General features: G+C 66.9%; 21 protein-coding genes. 16 read left to right on the top strand and 5 right to left on the bottom strand.

Annotated elements, in window-relative coordinates; all coding sequences use genetic code 11:
• The first annotated feature begins 92 nt into the window (after positions 1–92).
• The 5 genes from proC (at position 93) to HVO_RS11290 (ending at position 4,822) form a co-directional block, all read left to right on the top strand.
• On the top strand, positions 93–866 hold the full coding sequence (proC, locus tag HVO_RS11310; RefSeq protein ID WP_013035244.1) for a pyrroline-5-carboxylate reductase: 774 nt from the start codon (positions 93–95) through the stop codon (positions 864–866).
• Positions 859–1,764 carry a glutamate 5-kinase gene (proB, locus tag HVO_RS11305; RefSeq protein WP_004043568.1) on the top strand — a complete coding sequence of 302 codons (906 nt, stop codon included), beginning with the start codon at positions 859–861 and terminating at the stop codon, positions 1,762–1,764. Before proC ends, proB begins: the two co-directional genes overlap by 8 nt.
• Positions 1,757–3,091: a glutamate-5-semialdehyde dehydrogenase gene (locus tag HVO_RS11300; protein WP_004043569.1), complete on the top strand. Its 1,335-nt coding sequence runs from the start codon at positions 1,757–1,759 to the stop codon at positions 3,089–3,091. Before proB ends, HVO_RS11300 begins: the two co-directional genes overlap by 8 nt.
• A gap of 105 nt (positions 3,092–3,196) precedes the next feature.
• Positions 3,197–3,859 (top strand): AIM24 family protein, encoded by a 663-nt coding sequence (locus HVO_RS11295; protein ID WP_004043570.1) that lies wholly within the window; start codon positions 3,197–3,199, stop codon positions 3,857–3,859.
• A 159-nt stretch (positions 3,860–4,018) separates the two neighbouring features.
• Positions 4,019–4,822, top strand: a complete 804-nt coding sequence (locus HVO_RS11290) for an N-acyl homoserine lactonase family protein (protein ID WP_004043571.1) — start codon at positions 4,019–4,021, stop codon at positions 4,820–4,822.
• Between the two features lie 191 nt (positions 4,823–5,013).
• Here the strand turns inward: HVO_RS11290 and HVO_RS11285 are convergent, their stop codons facing one another.
• Positions 5,014–5,595: a DsrE/DsrF/DrsH-like family protein gene (locus HVO_RS11285; RefSeq protein WP_004043572.1), complete on the bottom strand. Its 582-nt coding sequence runs from the start codon at positions 5,593–5,595 to the stop codon at positions 5,014–5,016.
• Entirely contained in the window at positions 5,592–5,843 is a 252-nt protein-coding gene (locus HVO_RS11280; protein ID WP_004043573.1) for a sulfurtransferase TusA family protein, read from the bottom strand. The genes HVO_RS11285 and HVO_RS11280 overlap by 4 nt, the downstream gene beginning before the upstream one ends.
• 267 nt (positions 5,844–6,110) lie before the next feature.
• On the opposite strand from HVO_RS11280, the gene HVO_RS11275 reads away from it, so the two are divergent.
• From HVO_RS11275 to HVO_RS11245, 8 genes are all read left to right on the top strand, one after another.
• The gene (locus HVO_RS11275; protein WP_004043574.1) at positions 6,111–7,298 is read left to right on the top strand and encodes an MBL fold metallo-hydrolase; all 1,188 of its coding nucleotides are present in this window, start codon (positions 6,111–6,113) and stop codon (positions 7,296–7,298) included.
• Positions 7,299–7,790: a YeeE/YedE family protein gene (locus HVO_RS11270; protein ID WP_004043575.1), complete on the top strand. Its 492-nt coding sequence runs from the start codon at positions 7,299–7,301 to the stop codon at positions 7,788–7,790.
• Positions 7,787–8,251, top strand: coding sequence for a DUF6691 family protein (locus HVO_RS11265; protein WP_004043576.1), 465 nt, complete (start codon positions 7,787–7,789; stop codon positions 8,249–8,251). Before HVO_RS11270 ends, HVO_RS11265 begins: the two co-directional genes overlap by 4 nt.
• 495 nt (positions 8,252–8,746) lie before the next feature.
• A complete protein-coding gene (locus tag HVO_RS20935) occupies positions 8,747–8,896 on the top strand; it encodes a DUF7512 family protein (protein WP_004043577.1) in 150 nt (49 codons plus the stop codon).
• Positions 8,893–9,936, top strand: a complete 1,044-nt coding sequence (locus tag HVO_RS11260; protein WP_004043578.1) for a sulfite exporter TauE/SafE family protein — start codon at positions 8,893–8,895, stop codon at positions 9,934–9,936. Before HVO_RS20935 ends, HVO_RS11260 begins: the two co-directional genes overlap by 4 nt.
• 143 nt (positions 9,937–10,079) lie before the next feature.
• The gene (locus HVO_RS11255) at positions 10,080–10,460 is read left to right on the top strand and encodes a helix-turn-helix domain-containing protein (RefSeq protein ID WP_004043579.1); all 381 of its coding nucleotides are present in this window, start codon (positions 10,080–10,082) and stop codon (positions 10,458–10,460) included.
• Between the two features lie 109 nt (positions 10,461–10,569).
• A complete protein-coding gene (locus HVO_RS11250; RefSeq protein WP_004043580.1) occupies positions 10,570–10,776 on the top strand; it encodes a DUF7835 family putative zinc beta-ribbon protein in 207 nt (68 codons plus the stop codon).
• A gap of 94 nt (positions 10,777–10,870) precedes the next feature.
• Positions 10,871–11,263 carry a response regulator gene (locus tag HVO_RS11245; RefSeq protein WP_004043581.1) on the top strand — a complete coding sequence of 131 codons (393 nt, stop codon included), beginning with the start codon at positions 10,871–10,873 and terminating at the stop codon, positions 11,261–11,263.
• A 29-nt stretch (positions 11,264–11,292) separates the two neighbouring features.
• Here HVO_RS11245 and HVO_RS11240 read toward each other — a convergent pair whose 3' ends face one another.
• Positions 11,293–13,041: a bacterio-opsin activator domain-containing protein gene (locus HVO_RS11240; RefSeq protein ID WP_004043582.1), complete on the bottom strand. Its 1,749-nt coding sequence runs from the start codon at positions 13,039–13,041 to the stop codon at positions 11,293–11,295.
• 141 nt (positions 13,042–13,182) lie between these two features.
• Positions 13,183–14,835: a PAS domain-containing sensor histidine kinase gene (locus tag HVO_RS11235; RefSeq protein ID WP_004043583.1), complete on the bottom strand. Its 1,653-nt coding sequence runs from the start codon at positions 14,833–14,835 to the stop codon at positions 13,183–13,185.
• A gap of 405 nt (positions 14,836–15,240) precedes the next feature.
• Between HVO_RS11235 and HVO_RS11230 the strand changes: the two genes are divergently transcribed.
• Entirely contained in the window at positions 15,241–15,543 is a 303-nt protein-coding gene (locus HVO_RS11230; RefSeq protein ID WP_004043584.1) for a UPF0058 family protein, read from the top strand.
• 83 nt (positions 15,544–15,626) lie between these two features.
• Positions 15,627–17,369: a DNA mismatch repair protein gene (locus HVO_RS11225; RefSeq protein WP_004043585.1), complete on the top strand. Its 1,743-nt coding sequence runs from the start codon at positions 15,627–15,629 to the stop codon at positions 17,367–17,369.
• Positions 17,370–17,448: 79 nt separating this feature from the next.
• Here HVO_RS11225 and HVO_RS11220 read toward each other — a convergent pair whose 3' ends face one another.
• A complete protein-coding gene (locus tag HVO_RS11220; protein WP_013035446.1) occupies positions 17,449–17,670 on the bottom strand; it encodes a DUF7511 domain-containing protein in 222 nt (73 codons plus the stop codon).
• Between the two features lie 249 nt (positions 17,671–17,919).
• Here HVO_RS11220 and HVO_RS11215 point away from each other — a divergent pair, with 249 nt between their 5' ends.
• Positions 17,920–18,108, top strand: a complete 189-nt coding sequence (locus HVO_RS11215; RefSeq protein WP_004063509.1) for a DUF7576 family protein — start codon at positions 17,920–17,922, stop codon at positions 18,106–18,108.
• Positions 18,109–18,119: the final 11 nt, after the last annotated feature.

Genomic DNA, 18,119 nt, shown 5'->3' with positions numbered 1-18,119 from the left:
CGGCCCCCGGAACTGACAACTCGTTTTCCGGTTTGGCATGGCTTGACCGGAACGCAGTTACTATCTGAGCGTCGTACCTTGAGTCAGCACCAATGGTACGCACGAGCGTTATCGGCTGCGGAAACATGGGGAGCGCCCTCCTCACCGGGCTCTGGAAGGCGGGCGGCCACTCGGTCGTCGCCTGCGACCTCGACCCCGACGCCCTCGCCGCGGTCGCCGACTACTGTGAAGAGACGACGGACGACGTGTCGCGCGCGGCCGACGCCGACGTGGTGTTCGTCGCGGTCAAGCCCGACATCGTCGAGGCCGTCCTCTCGGAACTCGATTTGTCTCCCGACCAGACTCTCGTCACCATCGCCGCGGGCGTCCCGACCTCGTTCGTCGAGGCGCGCACCGACGCCCGCGTCGTCCGCATCATGCCGAACCTCGCCGCCGAGACCCGCGACATGGCCGCGGCGGCGACCGGCGATCTGACCGACGAGGTTCGCGAACTCCTCTCGGACGTGGGCGAGTTCGTCGAGGTCGAGGAGTCGCAGATGGACATCGCAACCGCGGTCAACGGCAGCGGCCCCGCCTTCGTCTTCTATCTCATCGAGGCCGTTACGCAGGCCGGCGTCGCGGGCGGACTCTCCGAGGAAGACGCCGAAATCCTCGCCGCCCAGACGTTCAAGGGCGCGGCCGAGACCGTCGTGCAGGACGACCGCACCGCCGACGAACTCATCGACGCGGTCTGCTCGCCGAACGGGACGACCATCGAGGGGATGGAGGTCCTCTGGGACAGCGACGCCGACGACGCCGTCACCGAGGCGGTCGTCGCGGCCGAGCGCCGGTCGAAGGAACTCGCGGAGGAGTTCGCTGATGAGTGAACTGAGCGAGACGGCGGAGGCGTCCGAGGCGTCCGAGGCGTCCGAGGCGTCCGAGTCGACTGCGGCCGTCGACCCCGATGCGGTCGCCGCCGCCCGCGACGCCGCCGCCGAGGCGGACCGCGTCATCGTCAAGGCCGGCACCAACTCGCTGACCGACGAAGACTCCAACCTCGACGACGACAAACTCGACAAGCTCGTCGACGACATCGAGTCGCTGCTCTCGCGCGGCAAGGAGGTGCTGCTCGTCTCCTCGGGCGCGGTCGGGGCCGGCATCGGACGGCTCGACCACCCCACGGCGGACCGCGACACTCTCGAAGCGTCGCAGGCGCTGTCGACGGTCGGCCAGAGCCTGCTCATGCACCGCTACACCGAGAGCTTCGAGCGCTACGACCGGAAGGTCGCCCAGATACTCATCACCCAGCACGACCTGGAGAACCCCGAGCGCTTCACCAACTTCCGGAACACGGTCGAGACGCTGCTGGAGTGGGGCGTCGTGCCCATCATCAACGAGAACGACGCGGTCGCCACCGAAGAGCTCCAAATCGGAGACAACGACATGATTTCGTCGGACATCGCGGTCGGTATCGGCGTCGACCTGCTCGTGACGCTCACCGACGTGGGCGGCGTCTACACAGGAAATCCGAAGGAGGACTCCGACGCCGAGCGCATCGAAGTCGTCGGCGACAATTACAGCGACGTGGAGGACATCGTCACCGCGAGCTCGACCGGCGGCTTCGGCGGCATCCAGACGAAGGTCCGCGGCGCGCGCGACGCCGCCGAGTACGGCATCCCCGCCGTCATCGCGCGGTCGACCGAGCCCGACGTGCTGGCGAAGATAGCCGAGCGCGAATCGGTGGGAACAATGTTCCTCCCCCTCGATGGTGAACTCGATGACTGAGCGAGACACGACCGCGCAGGTCGAACGGGCACAGTCGGCGGCGCTCCGCCTCGCCAACGTCGACGCGGCCGACCGCGACGCCGCGCTCGGAGCCATCGCGGACGCCATCCGCGACAACAGCGAGGCGATTCTCGCGGCCAACCGCGAGGACGTCGAGGAGGCCGAGGCGATGCTCGTCGCCGGCGAGTACACGCAGGCGCTCGTGGACCGCCTCAAACTCGACGAGGCGAAGCTGGACGACATCGCCGGGATGGTCGAGTCCGTCGCCGAGCAGGACGACCCGCTCGGCGAGACGCTGGAAGCGCGCGAACTGGACGAGGACCTCGAACTGTACAAACTCTCGGTCCCCATCGGCGTCGTGGCGACCATCTTCGAGTCGCGGCCCGACGCGCTGGTCCAAATCGCCGCGCTGGCGCTGAAGTCCGGCAACGCCGTCATCCTCAAGGGCGGCAGCGAGGCCAGCGAGTCGAACCGCGTGCTGTACGAGACGATTCTGTCCGCCACCGAGGAGCTGCCCGACGGCTGGGCGACGCTCATCGAAGCCCACGAGGAGGTCGACCGCCTGCTCGAACTCGACGACATGGTCGACCTCGTGATGCCCCGCGGCTCCTCGGAGTTCGTCAGCTACATCCAGGACAACACCCAGATTCCCGTCCTCGGCCACACCGAGGGTATCTGTCACGTCTACGTCGACGAGGCGGCCGACCTCGACATGGCCGCGGACATCGCGCTCGACGCGAAGGTGCAGTACCCCGCGGTCTGCAACGCCGTCGAGACGCTCCTCGTCGACGAGTCGGTCGCCGCCGACTTCCTGCCGACGGTCGTCGAGCGCTACCGCGACGAGGGCGTCGTCCTCCGCGGCGACGAGGCGACCCGCGAACACGTCGATATCGACCCCGCGACCGACGACGACTGGGACACCGAGTACGGCGACCTCGAACTCTCCGTCAAGGTCGTCTCGGACCTGTACGACGCGGTCGACCACATCAACGCCCACGGCTCGAAACACACCGAGTCCATCGTCACCGACGACGCCGAGCGTGCGGAGACGTTCATGACCGGCGTCGACGCCGCCAGCGTCTTCCACAACGCCTCGACCCGCTTCGCCGACGGCTACCGCTACGGCCTCGGTGCCGAGGTGGGCATCTCGACGGGCAAGATTCACGCCCGCGGCCCGGTCGGTCTCGAAGGGCTGACGACCTACAAGTACTACCTCGAAGGCGACGGCCAGTTGGTCGCCACCTACGCCGGCGAGGACGCCGTCCCCTTCACCCACGAGGCGCTCGACGCCGACTGGACCCCCGGCCACCGAAGTCGTCGGGACTGACTGACCACGTCGACCGTTCGGGCCGATTTTTCGCGGCAAATAGAACTATACCCCTGACAGTCGCCTCTCCGGTAGAGTCGCTTTCGGCCGCGACTCGGTGACTCAATGGATTTAGACGAATTCGTCAGCGCGCACGCACCGTCCGAAGGCGGCGACTCCTTCGAACTCGAAAACTCGAAGCTCCTCGACGTGGCCCTCGACGGGAACGTCATGGCGAAAGCCGGGTCGATGGTCGGCTACACCGGCGACATCTCCTTCGAGCGGAAGTCCGCCGGCGGCCTGAAAGGGATGCTCAAGCAGAAGGCCACCGGCGAGGGCGACGTCATGATGCAGGCGACCGGCACCGGCCACCTCTACCTCGCGGACCAGGGCAAGGAGGTTCAGATTCTCGAACTCGACGCGGGCGAGGAACTGAGCGTCAACGGCAACGACGTGCTCGCGTTCGAGTCGAGCGTGAACTGGGACATCAAGATGCTGACGAGCGTCGCCGGCACCTCCTCGGGCGGCCTGTTCAACGTCTTCCTCGAAGGCCCCGGCCACGTCGCCATCACGACCCACGGCGAGCCAATCGTCGTCCCGACGCCGGTCAAGACCGATCCCAACGCGACCGTCGCGTGGAGCGGAAACGTCTCACCGTCGTCGAACCGCGACATCGACATCAAGGGGCTGCTCGGCCGCTCGTCGGGCGAGTCCTACCAGCTCGAATTCGCGGGGGAGGGCGGCTTCGTCATCGTCCAACCGTTCGAGGAAGTCGCCCCCGGTCAGTAGCGTAGCGACCGTTCGCTCCGGTTTTTCACCGTCGCTCGCCGACCGCGTTCGCCGCGCGGGCCGACACGGCGCGGGCCGAAACGACGCGTATCTCTAGTGCCCGACGAAGATATATTGACTGCCTGAACGGTTATGTCCGCTCCGTCCTAACCCCGGAATATGGGTGACATCAGCGTCCACCTGGTCGACCGCGGCCGCGTCCACGCCGACACCGGCTACGTCCTCGACGGCTACTCCATGGGGAGCGCGTCGAATCCGAACCCCGACCACGAGATGAGCGAGTTCGTCGTCTGGAACGCCGTCGTCGACGGCCCCGACCGGACGGTGCTGTGGGACACCGGATCGAATCCGGCCGCCGCCGACGGCTACTGGCCCGACCCGTTGTACGAGGCGTTTTCGCACGTCGACGCCGCGGACCACACGCTCGAAGACGACCTCGGCGCGGTCGGCTACGACCCCGCCGACATCGACGCGGTGGTGATGAGCCACCTGCACCTCGACCACGCGGGCGGCCTCGTCGAGTTCGCGGGCACAGACGTGCCGATATACGTCCACGAGGAGGAACTGAAGTTCGCCTACTACTCGGCGAAGACGACAGAGGGCTCCATCGCGTACCTCGCCTCGGACTTCGACCACGACCTGAACTGGCACGTCGTCCACGGCGACGAACACACGCTGTTCGACGGCTTCCGACTCGTTCACCTGCCGGGTCACACTCCCGGCGTGCTGGGCGCACACATCGAAACCCCCGACGGCGACGTGCTCGTCGCGGGCGACGAGTGTTACGTCGAGGGCAACTACACGGACGAAGTGCCGCTCGGCCCCGGCCTGCTGTGGAGCGAGCGCGACTGGTTCGAGAGCCTCCAGACGGTGAAGGAACTCGAACGCCGGACCGGCGGCGACGTGCTGTTCGGCCACGACCTCGCCCGTTTCGAGTCGTTTGGCGACGGCTGGAACGTCTGAATCGGACGACGGCGCGCGCGCGTCGGGCGCTGATTTTCTGGATTCACTCGATGGTCGGGCGACAGCGACCGCTCTCGTCGCGTCTGAAGAAATGGAAAAGGGAATCGTCGGGGTGGGATTGGGTTGGTGAGGCGGGTGGAGTGCGGGGAGGGGTTGGAGGACTGGTTGGCTGTGGGAGACGACGGGCCGGCCTAAATCATGAGTTGCACGTCGGCGTCGGCCATGTGCTGGAGGGCCGTCGCCGCGCCGACGCCGGTGGTGACGCCGTCGTAGAACTCGGCTTCGTCGTAGCCCATCAGCTCGATGGTCATCTGGCAGGCCTGAAGGTCGACGCCCATGTCGAGGGAGGTTTCGATGAGTTCCTCGACGGTCGCGGTCCCGTTTTTCTGAATCTTCTTTTCCATCATGCTCGTGGCGACGCTGTCCATGAAGGGCAACGCGGCCACGGCGTTCGGCATCGGCATGCTCGGGTTGCCGACCGCGCTGAGCTTCAGGTTCTTCGACTTCTTCTCGTGGAGGATGTCGAGTCCCCAGAACGTGTGGAAGACCACGACGTCCCAGCCGAAGGCGGCCGCCGTACTGGCGAGGATGAGCGGCGGGTACGCCATGTCGAGGGTGCCTTTGGTCGCGATGATGGTCATCGACTTCTGTCCGTCGTCGTCGGTGGCCTCCCGGAGGTCGGAGACCTCTTGTTGCAGGGCTTGGACCTGCGCGCGGAGGTCTTCGACGGAGGCGGCTCCCGCGTCGACGGGCGCGTCGGCGTCCGAGCTCATTCCTTCTGGATGAAGTGGCGGAAGACAGCGTCGCCGTCTTCCTCGGCCTCTTCCTGGTCGAGCATGGCGACGCCGTCGGTGGCGTCGGCCCAGCCCTTCAGGTCGCTCATGCTGCCGGAGTCGGTCGCGACGACCTGCAGAATCTCGCCGCTTTCGAGCTCGTCGACCGCGCCGCGGGTCTTGACGACGGGCATCGGGCAGGACAGTCCTTTCACGTCGAGGGTCTCGGTGGGTTCGTATGTACTCATTTTCGAGGTCACCTATGTTGGGTGTATTCCACAATATAAGGGTGCTTCGTAAAAGTGTGTCGGTTCTTGGGGAGACACCACAATACCTTATCGGAATCGTCGATAGGCGTTGAAACCGGCTTTTCTTGGGTAGTAGAGCCATTATGTGCCCCCATAAGTGCGAAATCGCACTAGTCTCGGTCGGTCTTCACGAGATGAATATTGTACGAAATACAAACTACCATCCGAAAGCTTAAGTCGAACCACCCGATAATGGGTGATGCATACATGACCGTTCCAGACCTGCCGGAACTCGACGTCGACGTGCCAGTCATCGAACCCGAGGCGCTGAAAGCCCGCATCGACGAGGGCGAGGCGCTGACCATCCTCGACAACCGCGTTCCCTCGGAACACGAGGACTGGCGCATCGACGGCGAGAACGTTTCGCACGTCAACATCCCCTACTTCGAGTTCCTCGACGAGGAGCTCGATGAGTCGCTGTTCGAAGAGCTGCCCGAAGACGAGGAGTTCGTCGTCCTCTGTGCGAAGGGCCACTCCTCGGAGTACGTCGCCGGACTGCTCATTCAGGAGGGCTACGACGCCGTGGCGCTCGAACGCGGCATGAACGGCTGGGCGAGCATCTACGAGTACACCGAACTGGAGACCGACGGCGACGCGCTCGTCGCGCAGTACCAGCGCCCCTCCAGCGGCTGTCTGGCGTACCTCGTCGTCGACGGCGACGAGGCCGCCGTCGTCGACCCGCTCCGCTACTTCGCCGACGAGTACGTCGCCGACGCGAAGGCGCTCGGCGCGGAACTGACGTACGCCGTCGACACGCACATCCACGCCGACCACATCAGCGGGGTCCGCACGCTGGTCGAAGACCACGGCGTCGCGGGCGTCATCCCCGAGGCCGCCGAAGCCCGCGGCGTCGACTACGACACGCCCTACGAAACCATCGCGGACGGCGAGACGCTCACCGTCGGCGACACCGACATCGAGGCCATCCACACGCCCGGCCACACGACCGGTATGACGACCTACGCGGTCGACAACGTGCTGTTCACGGGCGACGGCCTGTTCATCGAGTCGGTCGCTCGCCCCGACCTCGAAGACGGCGACGAGGGCGCGCCCGACGCGGCCGGGATGCTCTACGGCTCGCTTCAGGAGCGCGTCCTCTCGCACGACGACGACGCCATCGTCGCCTCCGCGCACTTCAGCGACGCGGCAATCCCGGCCGACGACGGCAGCTACACCGCCACGCTCGGGGAACTGAAGGAGACGATGAATGCACTGTCGATGCCCAAAGACGAGTTCGTGGAGTTCATCCTCTCGGATATGCCGCCGCGGCCGGCCAACTACGTCGACATCATCGAGACGAACCTCGGCGTGCAGGAGTCGGACGACGACCGCGCCTTCGAGCTCGAACTCGGGCCGAACAACTGCGCGGCCAGCAACGAAGCCCTGACGAACTAAATGTCGGGTCTGACGCCGCTCCTCGTCGACGGGCTCTTCCCGAACGGCATCGCGCACTACGCGCTCGGCGGCCTCCTCATCGGACTCGGGACCGCCGTCATCTACCTCGGGACGGGCGTCATCGCCGGCGCGAGCACCTTCCTCGAATCGACGCTGTCGTACGTCTCCGACCTCCCGCGGTTCAACAAGGCGAAGTACGTCGCCTCGCGGGACTGGCGGGTCGTGTTCACCCTGAGCATCGTCGCCGGGGCCGCGCTCTACACCGTCCTGTTCGGTGACGGCTGGTGGGTCTCCGACGTGCAGCCGTGGCGCTTCGCCGTCGGCGGCGTGCTCGTCGGCGTCGGCACCCGCATCGGGAAGGGGTGTACGTCCGGCCACGGGGTCTGCGGCGTCGGCTCGCGCTCGCGGACCTCGCTCGTCAACGTCGCCACCTTCATGCTCGTCGCCATCGGGGTCGCACAGCTCCTGAGCGCGCTGGGGGTGTCGCCGTGAGCGACGACGAACGCGGACTCGGGTTCATGCTGGTCGTCATCGCGGGCGGCCTGATATTCGGGTTCGGCCTCGCCGTCAGCAACATGGCCCGCCCGGAGGTCGTCCTCGACTTCCTCCAGTTCGACGACCTCGGTCTCGTCTTCGTGATGGGCGGGGCCGCGGTCGTCACTGGCACCGTCTTCGCGCTCGCCGAGGCGTTCGGCGACCGCGCGCCACTCACCGGGCGCGACTACGGCCGCCGGCTGAAGTCGTTCGACAAGAACGTCGTCGTCGGCGGGGTCGTCTTCGGAGCCGGCTGGGGTATCTCCGGCATCTGTCCCGGCGCGGCCTACGCCAGTCTCGGCGTCGGCAACTACCCCATCCTCATCGCCATCGGTGGGATGTTCGTCGGCGCGTACCTGCAGGGACTCTGGCGCGCCCGCCGTACCGAGAGCGCCGCGACCGGCACCTCCGCCGACTGAGCCGCCGTCGGCGAATTCGATTTCGTTCTTTTCCCGTCCGTCGTCCCCGGAGCGACGGCGACGAAGTTCTCGCCCCCTGTCGGTGAACCGCCGCCGATGGACCGCGACTCGCGCGCGCTGCCGAACAGTCGGTGGTGGTTTTCTCCCGCGAGTCGACGTTCGACGCTCGCCGCCGATGCTCGAGAACGCCGCCGTGAGTGCCTCTCGACCGAATCCTCTCGGTTGATGTTCAGCCAAATATAGTATTGCACAATAAGCAAACAACTATTTTGTCATAGATAGCGGATAAATATGTTCGTAACGTCGCGTGATACAAAATATGGCCCGGTTCGGTGGTATTTCTATGTCCATTCTATAACTTATGCGTATGCAATATCGATATGGTCTTGTACAGTATTCCCAAAAACGTTATATCCTCATTCCGGTTAGCCAGCGGTGTACAAGAAAGTATGATGAGTGCAATACACTCCGGGCACCCCGAGGGGTGCTGGTAAGATGTTCGGAATCGAGACGTTGGGCGGGAACGCACAGGCCGCCGCGCTCGTCGGCGTCGTCCTCGTCGAGGCGATGGTGCTGTACGTCGGGTACGGCGCGCTGACCGCCGCACTCGGACCGACCGTTCGGAAGGCCATCGGTGGTGAGTGAGCGTGTTCGAACTACTCGGCATGTCTGCCGGGATGCTGGCCCTCTTCGTCGCGTTCGGGGTTCTCATCGGCGTCCTGTTCGGCTTCTTCGGCATGGGTGGGTCGTTCCTCGTGACGCCCGCGCTGCTCGTCATGGGCTACCCCTCGCGCGTGGCCGTCGGCTCCGGGCTCGCGTTCGTCTTCGGGACCTCCGTCATCGCGACACTGAAGCACCGCGACCTCGGACAGGTCGACTACAAACTCGGCATCTCGATGATTATCGGGACCACGGTCGGCCTCGAAGTCGGGAAGGAAATCGTCCTCTACCTCGAAGAGCTCGGACTCGCCGGTAACATCATCAGCGTCACGTACGTGCTGCTTCTCGGCGGTATCGGGCTGTTCGTCACCTACGAGGCGCTGAAGGGCGGCGACGGCGGCGGCGTCAGCCACGACGTGGACGGCGACGCCGACATCGACGCCGACGACATCCCCGAGTTAGCCAAGAAGATTCAGAGCTACTCGCTCCCCCCGATGATAACCCTCCGCGGCGGCGTCAAGGTCTCGCTGTGGATGATTCTCTTGCTCGCGTTCGCCACGGGGCTCCTCTCGGGTTTCCTCGGCGTCGGCGGCGGCTTCATCCGCATGCCCGCGCTGTTCTACCTCATCGGCGTCCCCGTACCCATCGCGGTCGGGACCGACCTGTTCGAAATCATGTTCTCGGGCGGCATCGGCTCGTTCCTCTACGCGCAGTCCGGCGGCGTCGACCTCTCTATCGTCGCGCCGCTGCTCGCCGGCTCCGCGCTCGGCGCGCGCGTCGGCTCCGCGGCGACCTCCATCGTCGACGAGGACGAAATCAAGATTTACTTCGGCCTGATGCTGCTTCTCGGCGCGCTCGCTGTCGCCGTGCGACAGGCCGGGAACTATCTCGGCGTGGGCGTCCTCGACTACGTCAGCCTCGCGCTCATCCTCGGGTCGGCGCTCATGGTCTCCGGCGCGGTGCTTTACAGCGCCGTCAAGTCCATGCGCGCGCCCTCGACTGCCGGGAGTTCGACCGCCGACTGACCGCACCGACTCGAACGCGAACCGCACTCGCATCGAACGCGAATCCGCCACACCGGGTCGCCGTCTCCCACTCGGTGTTGTGCAAACTATACAAACCCTTTTCAGGGCTGGCCCCGTAGCCCGAACCGACAATGGCTAGCTCGATGGTCGAATACCTGCAATCGGACATGGAGTGTGAGGGACTCCTCGAATGTCTCCACGGACTGAAGCAACTCGACCGACGGTGTTTTGAGGTGCTCGTCGAGACCGACGACCGCCTGACCGTCGACGAGGTCGCCGAAGCGGTCGAACGGGAGCGTTCGACCGCCTACCGCTCTATCCAGCGCCTGTTGCAGGCGGGCCTCATCCAGAAACAACAGGTGAACTACGAACACGGCGGCTACTACCACGTCTACCACCCGACCGACCCCAACGAGGTCGCGGACGATATGCAGCGGATGCTCAACGACTGGTACGCCCAGATGGGCACGCTCATTCAGGAGTTCCGCGACAAGTACGACGAGAAAATCGTCCCCGCGGAGTAGGTCTTCTCGGCCGACGAGCGGCCGCCGCCCCTGGATTGGTCCGCGTCCCAAATCGATTAGGTTCCGTATTCAACCGCATAGGGTCCATAGCTACTGCCACGACCACCGTATGTCGAAGAGTAAAAGCAGTCCCCGAAACAACGAGTTCGTCGAAGAGTGCCCGTCGTGTGAGTCGCGGACGCCGCACGACGTCTCCATCGAAATCAAGACGGAGAGTCGGAAGCGAGAGAACCGTCAGTTCTCTCGCGAGCCGTACCGCGTCACGCGCTGTACGCGCTGTGGCAACACGCAGTCGCAGCGCATGAACGACGCGTGAGCGACACTCGCGCCGCTCGACGACCGCTCTCGACCGACCGCCTCCGAGTCCGTACGACCGCCTCCGCCACACCGACGTAGCCACGGTCCGAGCCATGACACAGACTCACACTCACGACGCGCCGATCGTCCTCCTCGTCGACGACGAGGCCGCCCTCGCCGACAGCCTCGCGCTGTGGCTCGAACGACGCTACCGCGTCCGGGTCGCCTACACCGGGCGCGAGGCGCTCCAGTCGTTCGACGACGACGTCGACCTCGTCTTTCTCGACCGCAACCTCCCCGGTCTCTCCGGCGAGTCCGTCCTCGAAGAACTCCGCCGCCGAGCCGACCCGGCGTCGTTCGGCGTCGTCATGCTCAGCGCCACGCCCGACGACGAGCTAACCGCCCTCCTGGTCGACGACGTGCTCACGAAACCCGTCACCAAAGGCGACGTGTTCGACGCCGCCGCTCGACTCATCGACGACACGCCCGAAGCAACACTCGACTAACTCTCCTCGGTCGCTCGCTCCCGCCCGCCTCAGTCGTCCGCCGGCGCTTGATTTAGCTCGTCGAAATACGTCTCGATGAGCTTTCGTTCCGCCGTCCGGAGGTGCTCGTGGAGCGTGGGCGGCGAGATACCGAGCGAGTCGGCGACCTCCTCGGCCGTGCTCCCCCGGGGCCACTCGAAGTAGCCGGAGACGAGCGACGTTTCGAGGACCGTCCGCTGCCGGTCGGTCAGCTTCGAGTCGAGCGCCCGCCGGAAGGAGTCGGCCGACTGGACGGAGCGCTCCACCTCGCGCTTTGCGACGACCGAGACGCCGGCCGCGGCCGTCGTCACCGCCTCCACGAGCGCGCCGTGGTCGGCGTCGGCCGCGACGTGGAGCGTGAGGGTGCCGCTCCCCTCGGAAAGCGTCAACCGCTCCACGCTCGCGCCGTGGTCGATGGCGGTCGACAGCACCGCCTCGGCGTCGGTGCGGAGTTCGACGACGGACTCCTCGTCGCCGTCGGCGACGACGCGGGCCTGCGAGACGTCGACGGCATCGATAGCGGCCGCGACCGCGTCGCACCCCGACGCGCCGGCGACGCTGATGAAGCAAGCGAGACCGTCGTCGAGGCGGGTCACGCCGTCGAGCGAGAGTTGGCAGTCGAGCGCCGCCGAGAGGCGGGCGAGCACGCCGGCGTCGCGGCCGACCTGAAACTCCAGTTCGACGACGCTGTCGCCGTTGAGAAGCCGCTTGCTCTGGGTCGCGTTGATGCCGTTGCCGACGGTCGCCCCGAGGTCGGAAAACAGCCCCGCGGACTCGTCGTCGAAGCCGTCGGTCTCGTCGTAGACGACGAGCGCGCCGTACATCGTCTCGCGGTAGTCGATGGAAACACAGAGCGCCGAGACCGCGTCGAGGTCGTCGGCGTCGTCGCCGAGTACGGCCGCGCGGTGCGCCCCGGGGATATCCTCGAAGACGAAGCCGTCTTCGGCCGCCCCGTCGACGCCGAACGCCTCGTCGACGAAGTCGAGGTCGACGCCCGCGGGGTCGAGACCGTGGCCCGCCGCCGCGGTACACCGCAGCGTGCCGGCGGCGGTGCGCCTGAGGACGACGGCGGCCTCGTGCGCGTCCGCGACCACGTCGCAGACGGTCTGTTCGATTTCGTCGCGGGTCCGCGCGTCGATGAGCGCCCGGTCGACGTCGCGGAGCAGTTCGTTCGTTCGGTTCAGGCGGTCGAGCTGCGCCTCGCGGTTTCGAATCGCCGCCTCGTGTTCGGCCCGCACCGCCTCCAAGCGACTGCGGAGGTCCGAAAGCGCCTCCGGCTCGCGAAGCTCCTCTACGTCGCGGCTGTCGAGCGCCGCCTCGGTGGATTCGAGCGCGAAGTACTCGCGGACCCCGGACTCGAACCCCGACCGAACGAGCAGCTCTTCGACCGTCTCTTTGACCTCCGACTCCGAGACGGGCTTGACGAGGTAGGCGTCGAACGGCATCTCGACGATGTCGGTGTCCGGCTCGACCGCGGTCATCATCGCCACGCGGCAGTCGAGGCCGCGCTCGCGAATCTCTTCGAGCACGTCGTCGCCCGTGACGTTCGGCATCCGGCGGTCGAGGAGGACCACGTCGACGGTGTCGTCGAGTCGGTGGAGGGCTTCTTCACCGCCGTAGGCGGTCTCGACGGCGAACCGCTCGCCGTCGAGCCAGTACCGGCAGGTGTCTGCGAGGTCCTCGTCGTCGTCGACCACGAGAACGACCTGCTCGGCGGCCCGCTGTTCGGGGCTCTCGCGCGCCGAGCGTTCGGTGACCATCGTATCGAACACACAGTAACGGCGAACGGTAATATATCTGCCCATCGAAACAGGTGGAATTTAGGCGGTAAGGCGACCCTAATCGGCGGTCTTGGCCGTCGGATTACTCCCCGACTGAAGCGGTCCAGTTCGGGGGCGAACTCACGCCCGCGGGAGCGTGACGACGAACGTGGCTCCGCCGCGGTCGTTGTCCTCGATTTCGACCGTGCCGCCGTAGCTCTCGACGATTTCGCGGACCAGAAACAGCCCGAAGCCGTTGCCCGGGTTCGACAGGTCCTCGATGCGCTGGTCGACGATGCGGTGTTTCTCCTCGTCGGGGACGCCCGGCCCGTTGTCGGAGACGCGGAGTTCGACCGCGTCGTCGCCGGCGGCCACCTCGACTTCGACCGCAGGGTCCGGCTTGTCGTTGTGCTGGACGGCGTTTTTCAGCAGGTGCTCGACGACCTCGTCCAGCAGGTCGTCGGCGACGACCGAAATCTCCGGTAGTCGCCCGACGGCGACGCTCGCGGCGTCGGACTCCCGCCGGAGCGACTCCACGCCGTGGCCGACCGCCTCGTCGATTCGACGCGGGCGGAACTCGTGGGACTCGCGTTCGACGATGACTTTCATGAACGTCCGCATCGTCCCGACGAGTTCGGTCATCTCGCGGACGCGCCCCTGTATCGTGTCGAGGTGGGTCAGCCCCGCGTCGTCCACGAACTCCTCGACGATGTCCGCCCGCGCGCCGACCACGTTCAAGCCGTTGAGGAGGTTGTGGCGGATGATGCGGTTGACGAACTCCAGTCGCTCCTGTTCGCGTCGCAGCTCCCGCTCTCGCTCCTTGCGGGCGGTGATGTCGTGGCCTTCGAGGACCAGAAACGACACCTCGCCCTCGTCGTCGGTGACCGGCGTGACAGAGAAGTCGACGACGACCAGTCGGTCGGTGTTCTCGCGGTCGATTTCGACCTCGTAGCGGACGAACTCCCCGTCCGCCGCGCGGTCGAGGGCGGCCCGGAGGTCGGCGACGCGCTCGTCGTCGCCGCGCCACCACGGCGTCTCCCACGCCCGCGCCCCCACCAGGTCGTCGCGGTCGTCGCCGACGAGGTCGAGCGCGGCGTCGTTCACCCGGAGCACCGTTCCGTCTGGTTCGACCAGCCCGATGTACTGGACGGTGCTGTTGAACACCGCGTCGAGCTGTTGCTCGCGGCGTTCGAGTTCGCGCTCGCGCTCCCGCCGGACGTGGGTGTCGATGCCGTGGGCGACGGCGTGGCCGAGGTTCGAAATCGGCTCGTCGAGCTCCGCGGTGAACGCCCGCTCGTGTTCGGCGTACATCGTGAGCACGCCGTAGCGGACGCCGTCGTAGACGAGCGGCACCGACGCCGCCGAGCCGTAGCCGCGTTCGAGCGCCGGCTCTCGGAACGGGCCGAACGCCGGGTCGTCGGGGATGCTGTGGGTCGCCTGCACCGCGTTCGACCGGACCGCGCGGCCGACGGGACCGTTACCCTCGGGCCGGTCCGCCGCCACCGACACGTCTATCTCGTCGAGGTAGCCGTCCTCGTCGCCGGCCCACGCGGTCGGCTCCACGTCGCCGGTCGTCTCGTCGACGACGCCGACCCACGCGAACCGGAGTTCGTCGGTCTGAACGAGTCGCTCGCAGACCTGCCGCTCGATGTCCGCCCGCTCGGCGGCGTCGACGATGGTCTCGTTCACGTCCGCAATCACTTCGTTGAACGTCGCGAGGATGTCGAGCCGCTGGCGCAGTTCGCGCTCGGCCGACGACGGCCCGTCGACCGACCGCGGAGAGCCGTCTGTCATCCCTCTCGACCCCCCCGCGGACCGGCGTCCCGTCGTGCGTGCATACCCCGACTCTAACCCCCACCGACTTGTGCGTTTCTCGGTCGGCTCGAATCGAGCCTAACCACGTAGGGTTGTGAATTACTACTAACCGTTCCATTCGACTATATGGCCACAGTGACCTGCCCGGGTCACTCGTCGTGCCCGCACGCCCCCACGGCGGAATCGACAACCCACCCCCTCTCTCCGCCCAGGGGACGTGTCCCTGCCCAAACCCCAACTCCCTTTCCGCGGAATCGACCGACGAGCCGCGGGTGTTTCGTTCGTGTCTCCGACAGATACATTCATTTCTAGCCGAGGCAGATACAAGACCGAAAAAACGCTTCACCGCGTCATTTACCCCCGATGAGCACATACGTGCAACCAATGAAGAAAAACGAGCTCATCCACGTCCACTCGCTGCTCGTGGAAATCGCCACGGACTACCGCGACGGCGGGATACTCACGAGCGCCGACCTCGAACCGTACAACCGACTGGGAATCGCCCCGATGGCCCTCCGGGACTGCCGCGCCGACCACGAGCGCGCCGTCCGGACGCTCACGACCACCCTCGCGGTCTGCGCGGCCCGCGACCTCGACCGCGACGCGGAGGCGGTGCCCGGCCGACACCTGCTCCGGTCCGACGAGACGGCCAGCACGGACACCGACCAGCGCGCCCCCTCGTACTGAGTTTTCTTCGCGGCCCGCTCCTCGAACAGCGGCGGCACCGCCCGACGGGTGGACCTAAGAGCGCCCGGTGAGACGCCCCCGGTATGCGACTCGAAGACTACTGGGGCGTCGGCCCGAAGACCTCGGACCGACTGGAATCGGCGCTCGGCAGGGAGGGGGCGGTCGCCGCCATCGAGTCGGCCGACGTGCGGGCGCTCGTCGACGCCGGCGTCACCCGCGGGCGGGCGGTTCGCATCCTCCGCCGCGCCGACGGGCAGGCCGGCATCGACGCGCTGGCGACCCGCGACGCCCGCAACGTGTACGACGACCTGCTGTCGCTGGCGAGCGACCGCGGGCTGACCGAACACGCCGCCGACCGCATCCGCGTGTTGACGCCGCTGCCGACCGTCGAGGCCCGGCGCGACCGCCTCGACCGCATCCTCGCGGCGCGGGAGGCGTGGGCCGACCTCGACGACGACGCCCGCGACGCCATCGAGGCGACGTTCCGCGAGTACGACGTGGCCGGCGAGACCGAGCGCGCCGCCGTTCGCGCGGCGCTCGAACTCCGCGAGGCCGGACTCCGCGGCGAGCCGTTCGACGCGCTGGCGGAAGCCGACCCCGACGCCCTCCGCGATGCGCTCGGGGCGCTCGGCTACGTCGACAACGACGGCTCGGTCGCCGCGGGTGCCGACGACCGCCTCGACAGCCTGCGGAGCAGACTCGACACCGCGAAGGAACTCCAATCCGGCTCGTTCGACGTGCTCGAAACCGTCCAGTCGCGGGGCGTCCGCTCGCTGGACGACTTCCGCGCCGCGTTCGTCCAGTACGTCGCACAGGAGACCGACCTCTCGCGCGGCGAGATCGAGGCGGTCGCCGCCGAGGACGCCCGCGACGCGACCGACTTCGTGAGCGCGTCGCTCCGGGCGCTCGTCGAGGACCTCGAAGCCGACGTCGCCGCGCGCGAAGAGACCGTCGCGGAGGAGCTACGCGACCGCATCTGGGCCGCCCGCGACGACGTGGACCTCGCGGTCGAGGCCGTCGACGAGGTCGCGCTGTCGCTGTCGCTCGCGCGGTTCGCGGACGAGTACGACCTGACGCCGCCGGACATCGCCGAGACGGGGCTGGCGGTCTGCGGCGCGCGCAACCTCTTTATCGACGACCCACAGCCGGTCTCCTACGCCGTCGGTGACCACGAACTCGCGTGCGCGTCGGGGCCGACGCCGCCGGTCGGTGACCGCGTGTCGGTCCTCACGGGGGCCAACAGCGGCGGGAAGACGACGCTCTTGGAGACGCTCTCGCAGGTCGCCATCCTCGCGTCGATGGGGCTTCCCGTCCCCGCGGAGTCGGCGGTCGTCGGCCGGTTCGACTCGGTCGTGTTCCACCGCCGGCACGCGAGCTTCAACGCGGGCGTGCTCGAATCGACGATCAAGTCCATCGTCCCGCCGCTGTCGGGCGACGGCCGGACGCTGATGCTCGTCGACGAGTTCGAGGCCATCACCGAGCCGGGGCGCGCGGCCGACCTGCTCAACGGCCTCGTGAACCTCACCGTCGAGCGCGACGCCTTCGGCGTCTACGTCACGCACCTCGCGGACGAACTGAGCCCGCTGCCGCCGGAGGCGCGCATCGACGGCATCTTCGCCGAGGGGCTGACCGACGAGTTGGAACTGCGCGTGGACTACCAGCCGCGGTTCGGGACGGTCGGCAAGTCCACGCCGGAGTTTATCGTCTCGCGGCTGGTGGCGAACGCCCGCGACCGCGCCGAGCGCGCCGGCTTCGAGGCGCTGGCGGCGGCTGTGGGCGAAGAAGCGGTACAGAAAACGCTGTCCGACGCCGAGTTCGTCGACTGAGCCGACGCGGCGTCGGAGGGGGGCGAGCGGCGGCGGAAACGCTCGTCGTCGGCGCATCGACCGCGTCGGCGTCGACGACTCAGCACATCTCGTCGAGCGAGACGAACGCGTCGGCGTCGGCGGTCAACCACGCATCCATCCGGTCGCAGCAGCTATCGCGTCGGGGGTAGACGGTGACCTGGTCCGGGCTCCCTCGATAGGAGACGACGACACTATGGAGGAAGCGGTCTCCGGTGGTATCCGCGCCGGCGCGGTCAGCGGTCCCTGCAACCGAGTTCTGAGATGCGGGCAGTTCGGACATTCGCCGTCACGTACACAAACGCGACCGTGATTACATAATCTTCACTAAGTGTGGTAGGCATTGACAATACCAGTGGGTTACAAAACGTTGCACCAAGTGGGAGTACGGAGTGATACATAGCCGTGCACACCGACGCGCAGGTGTGGATTCCACAGTTTCGTTGCGTCGGGCGCGCTGTCTGGCGCGCCGTCGGGCGACTTCTGCCGGCGGAGACGGGTTGAAGTGCCCGGAACCGCCATCTGGGTGTCAATGGTCGATCCCACGTCCGATTTGGAAGCGAACGTAGACCCGGAAGACGCCCCGACCTGCGCGACGTGCGGGGAGCCGATTGCGAACAACCCGACGCATCACGTCGTTACGTGGGTCGAAGACGACGCTGTGCAGGCGCGGCACTTCTGCGACGACGACTGCCGGGACGCGTGGGACGACGAACGCTGACGCTCTCCTGA

It is taken from the genome of Haloferax volcanii DS2 (assembly GCF_000025685.1).
GTDB classification, from domain to species: domain Archaea; phylum Halobacteriota; class Halobacteria; order Halobacteriales; family Haloferacaceae; genus Haloferax; species Haloferax volcanii.
This window is presented reverse-complemented; position numbering and strand designations above follow the sequence as displayed.

Coding starts and splice junctions, on each gene's coding strand:
- proC (WP_013035244.1), top strand. CDS start 93: ATGGTACGCACGAGCGTTATCGGCTGCGGAAACATGGGGAGCGCCCTC.
- proB (WP_004043568.1), top strand. CDS start 859: ATGAGTGAACTGAGCGAGACGGCGGAGGCGTCCGAGGCGTCCGAGGCG.
- HVO_RS11300 (WP_004043569.1), top strand. CDS start 1,757: ATGACTGAGCGAGACACGACCGCGCAGGTCGAACGGGCACAGTCGGCG.
- HVO_RS11295 (WP_004043570.1), top strand. CDS start 3,197: ATGGATTTAGACGAATTCGTCAGCGCGCACGCACCGTCCGAAGGCGGC.
- HVO_RS11290 (WP_004043571.1), top strand. CDS start 4,019: ATGGGTGACATCAGCGTCCACCTGGTCGACCGCGGCCGCGTCCACGCC.
- HVO_RS11285 (WP_004043572.1), bottom strand. CDS start 5,595: ATGAGCTCGGACGCCGACGCGCCCGTCGACGCGGGAGCCGCCTCCGTC.
- HVO_RS11280 (WP_004043573.1), bottom strand. CDS start 5,843: ATGAGTACATACGAACCCACCGAGACCCTCGACGTGAAAGGACTGTCC.
- HVO_RS11275 (WP_004043574.1), top strand. CDS start 6,111: ATGACCGTTCCAGACCTGCCGGAACTCGACGTCGACGTGCCAGTCATC.
- HVO_RS11270 (WP_004043575.1), top strand. CDS start 7,299: ATGTCGGGTCTGACGCCGCTCCTCGTCGACGGGCTCTTCCCGAACGGC.
- HVO_RS20935 (WP_004043577.1), top strand. CDS start 8,747: ATGTTCGGAATCGAGACGTTGGGCGGGAACGCACAGGCCGCCGCGCTC.
- HVO_RS11255 (WP_004043579.1), top strand. CDS start 10,080: ATGGTCGAATACCTGCAATCGGACATGGAGTGTGAGGGACTCCTCGAA.
- HVO_RS11250 (WP_004043580.1), top strand. CDS start 10,570: ATGTCGAAGAGTAAAAGCAGTCCCCGAAACAACGAGTTCGTCGAAGAG.
- HVO_RS11245 (WP_004043581.1), top strand. CDS start 10,871: ATGACACAGACTCACACTCACGACGCGCCGATCGTCCTCCTCGTCGAC.
- HVO_RS11240 (WP_004043582.1), bottom strand. CDS start 13,041: ATGGTCACCGAACGCTCGGCGCGCGAGAGCCCCGAACAGCGGGCCGCC.
- HVO_RS11235 (WP_004043583.1), bottom strand. CDS start 14,835: ATGACAGACGGCTCTCCGCGGTCGGTCGACGGGCCGTCGTCGGCCGAG.
- HVO_RS11230 (WP_004043584.1), top strand. CDS start 15,241: ATGAAGAAAAACGAGCTCATCCACGTCCACTCGCTGCTCGTGGAAATC.
- HVO_RS11225 (WP_004043585.1), top strand. CDS start 15,627: ATGCGACTCGAAGACTACTGGGGCGTCGGCCCGAAGACCTCGGACCGA.
- HVO_RS11220 (WP_013035446.1), bottom strand. CDS start 17,670: ATGTCCGAACTGCCCGCATCTCAGAACTCGGTTGCAGGGACCGCTGAC.
- HVO_RS11215 (WP_004063509.1), top strand. CDS start 17,920: ATGGTCGATCCCACGTCCGATTTGGAAGCGAACGTAGACCCGGAAGAC.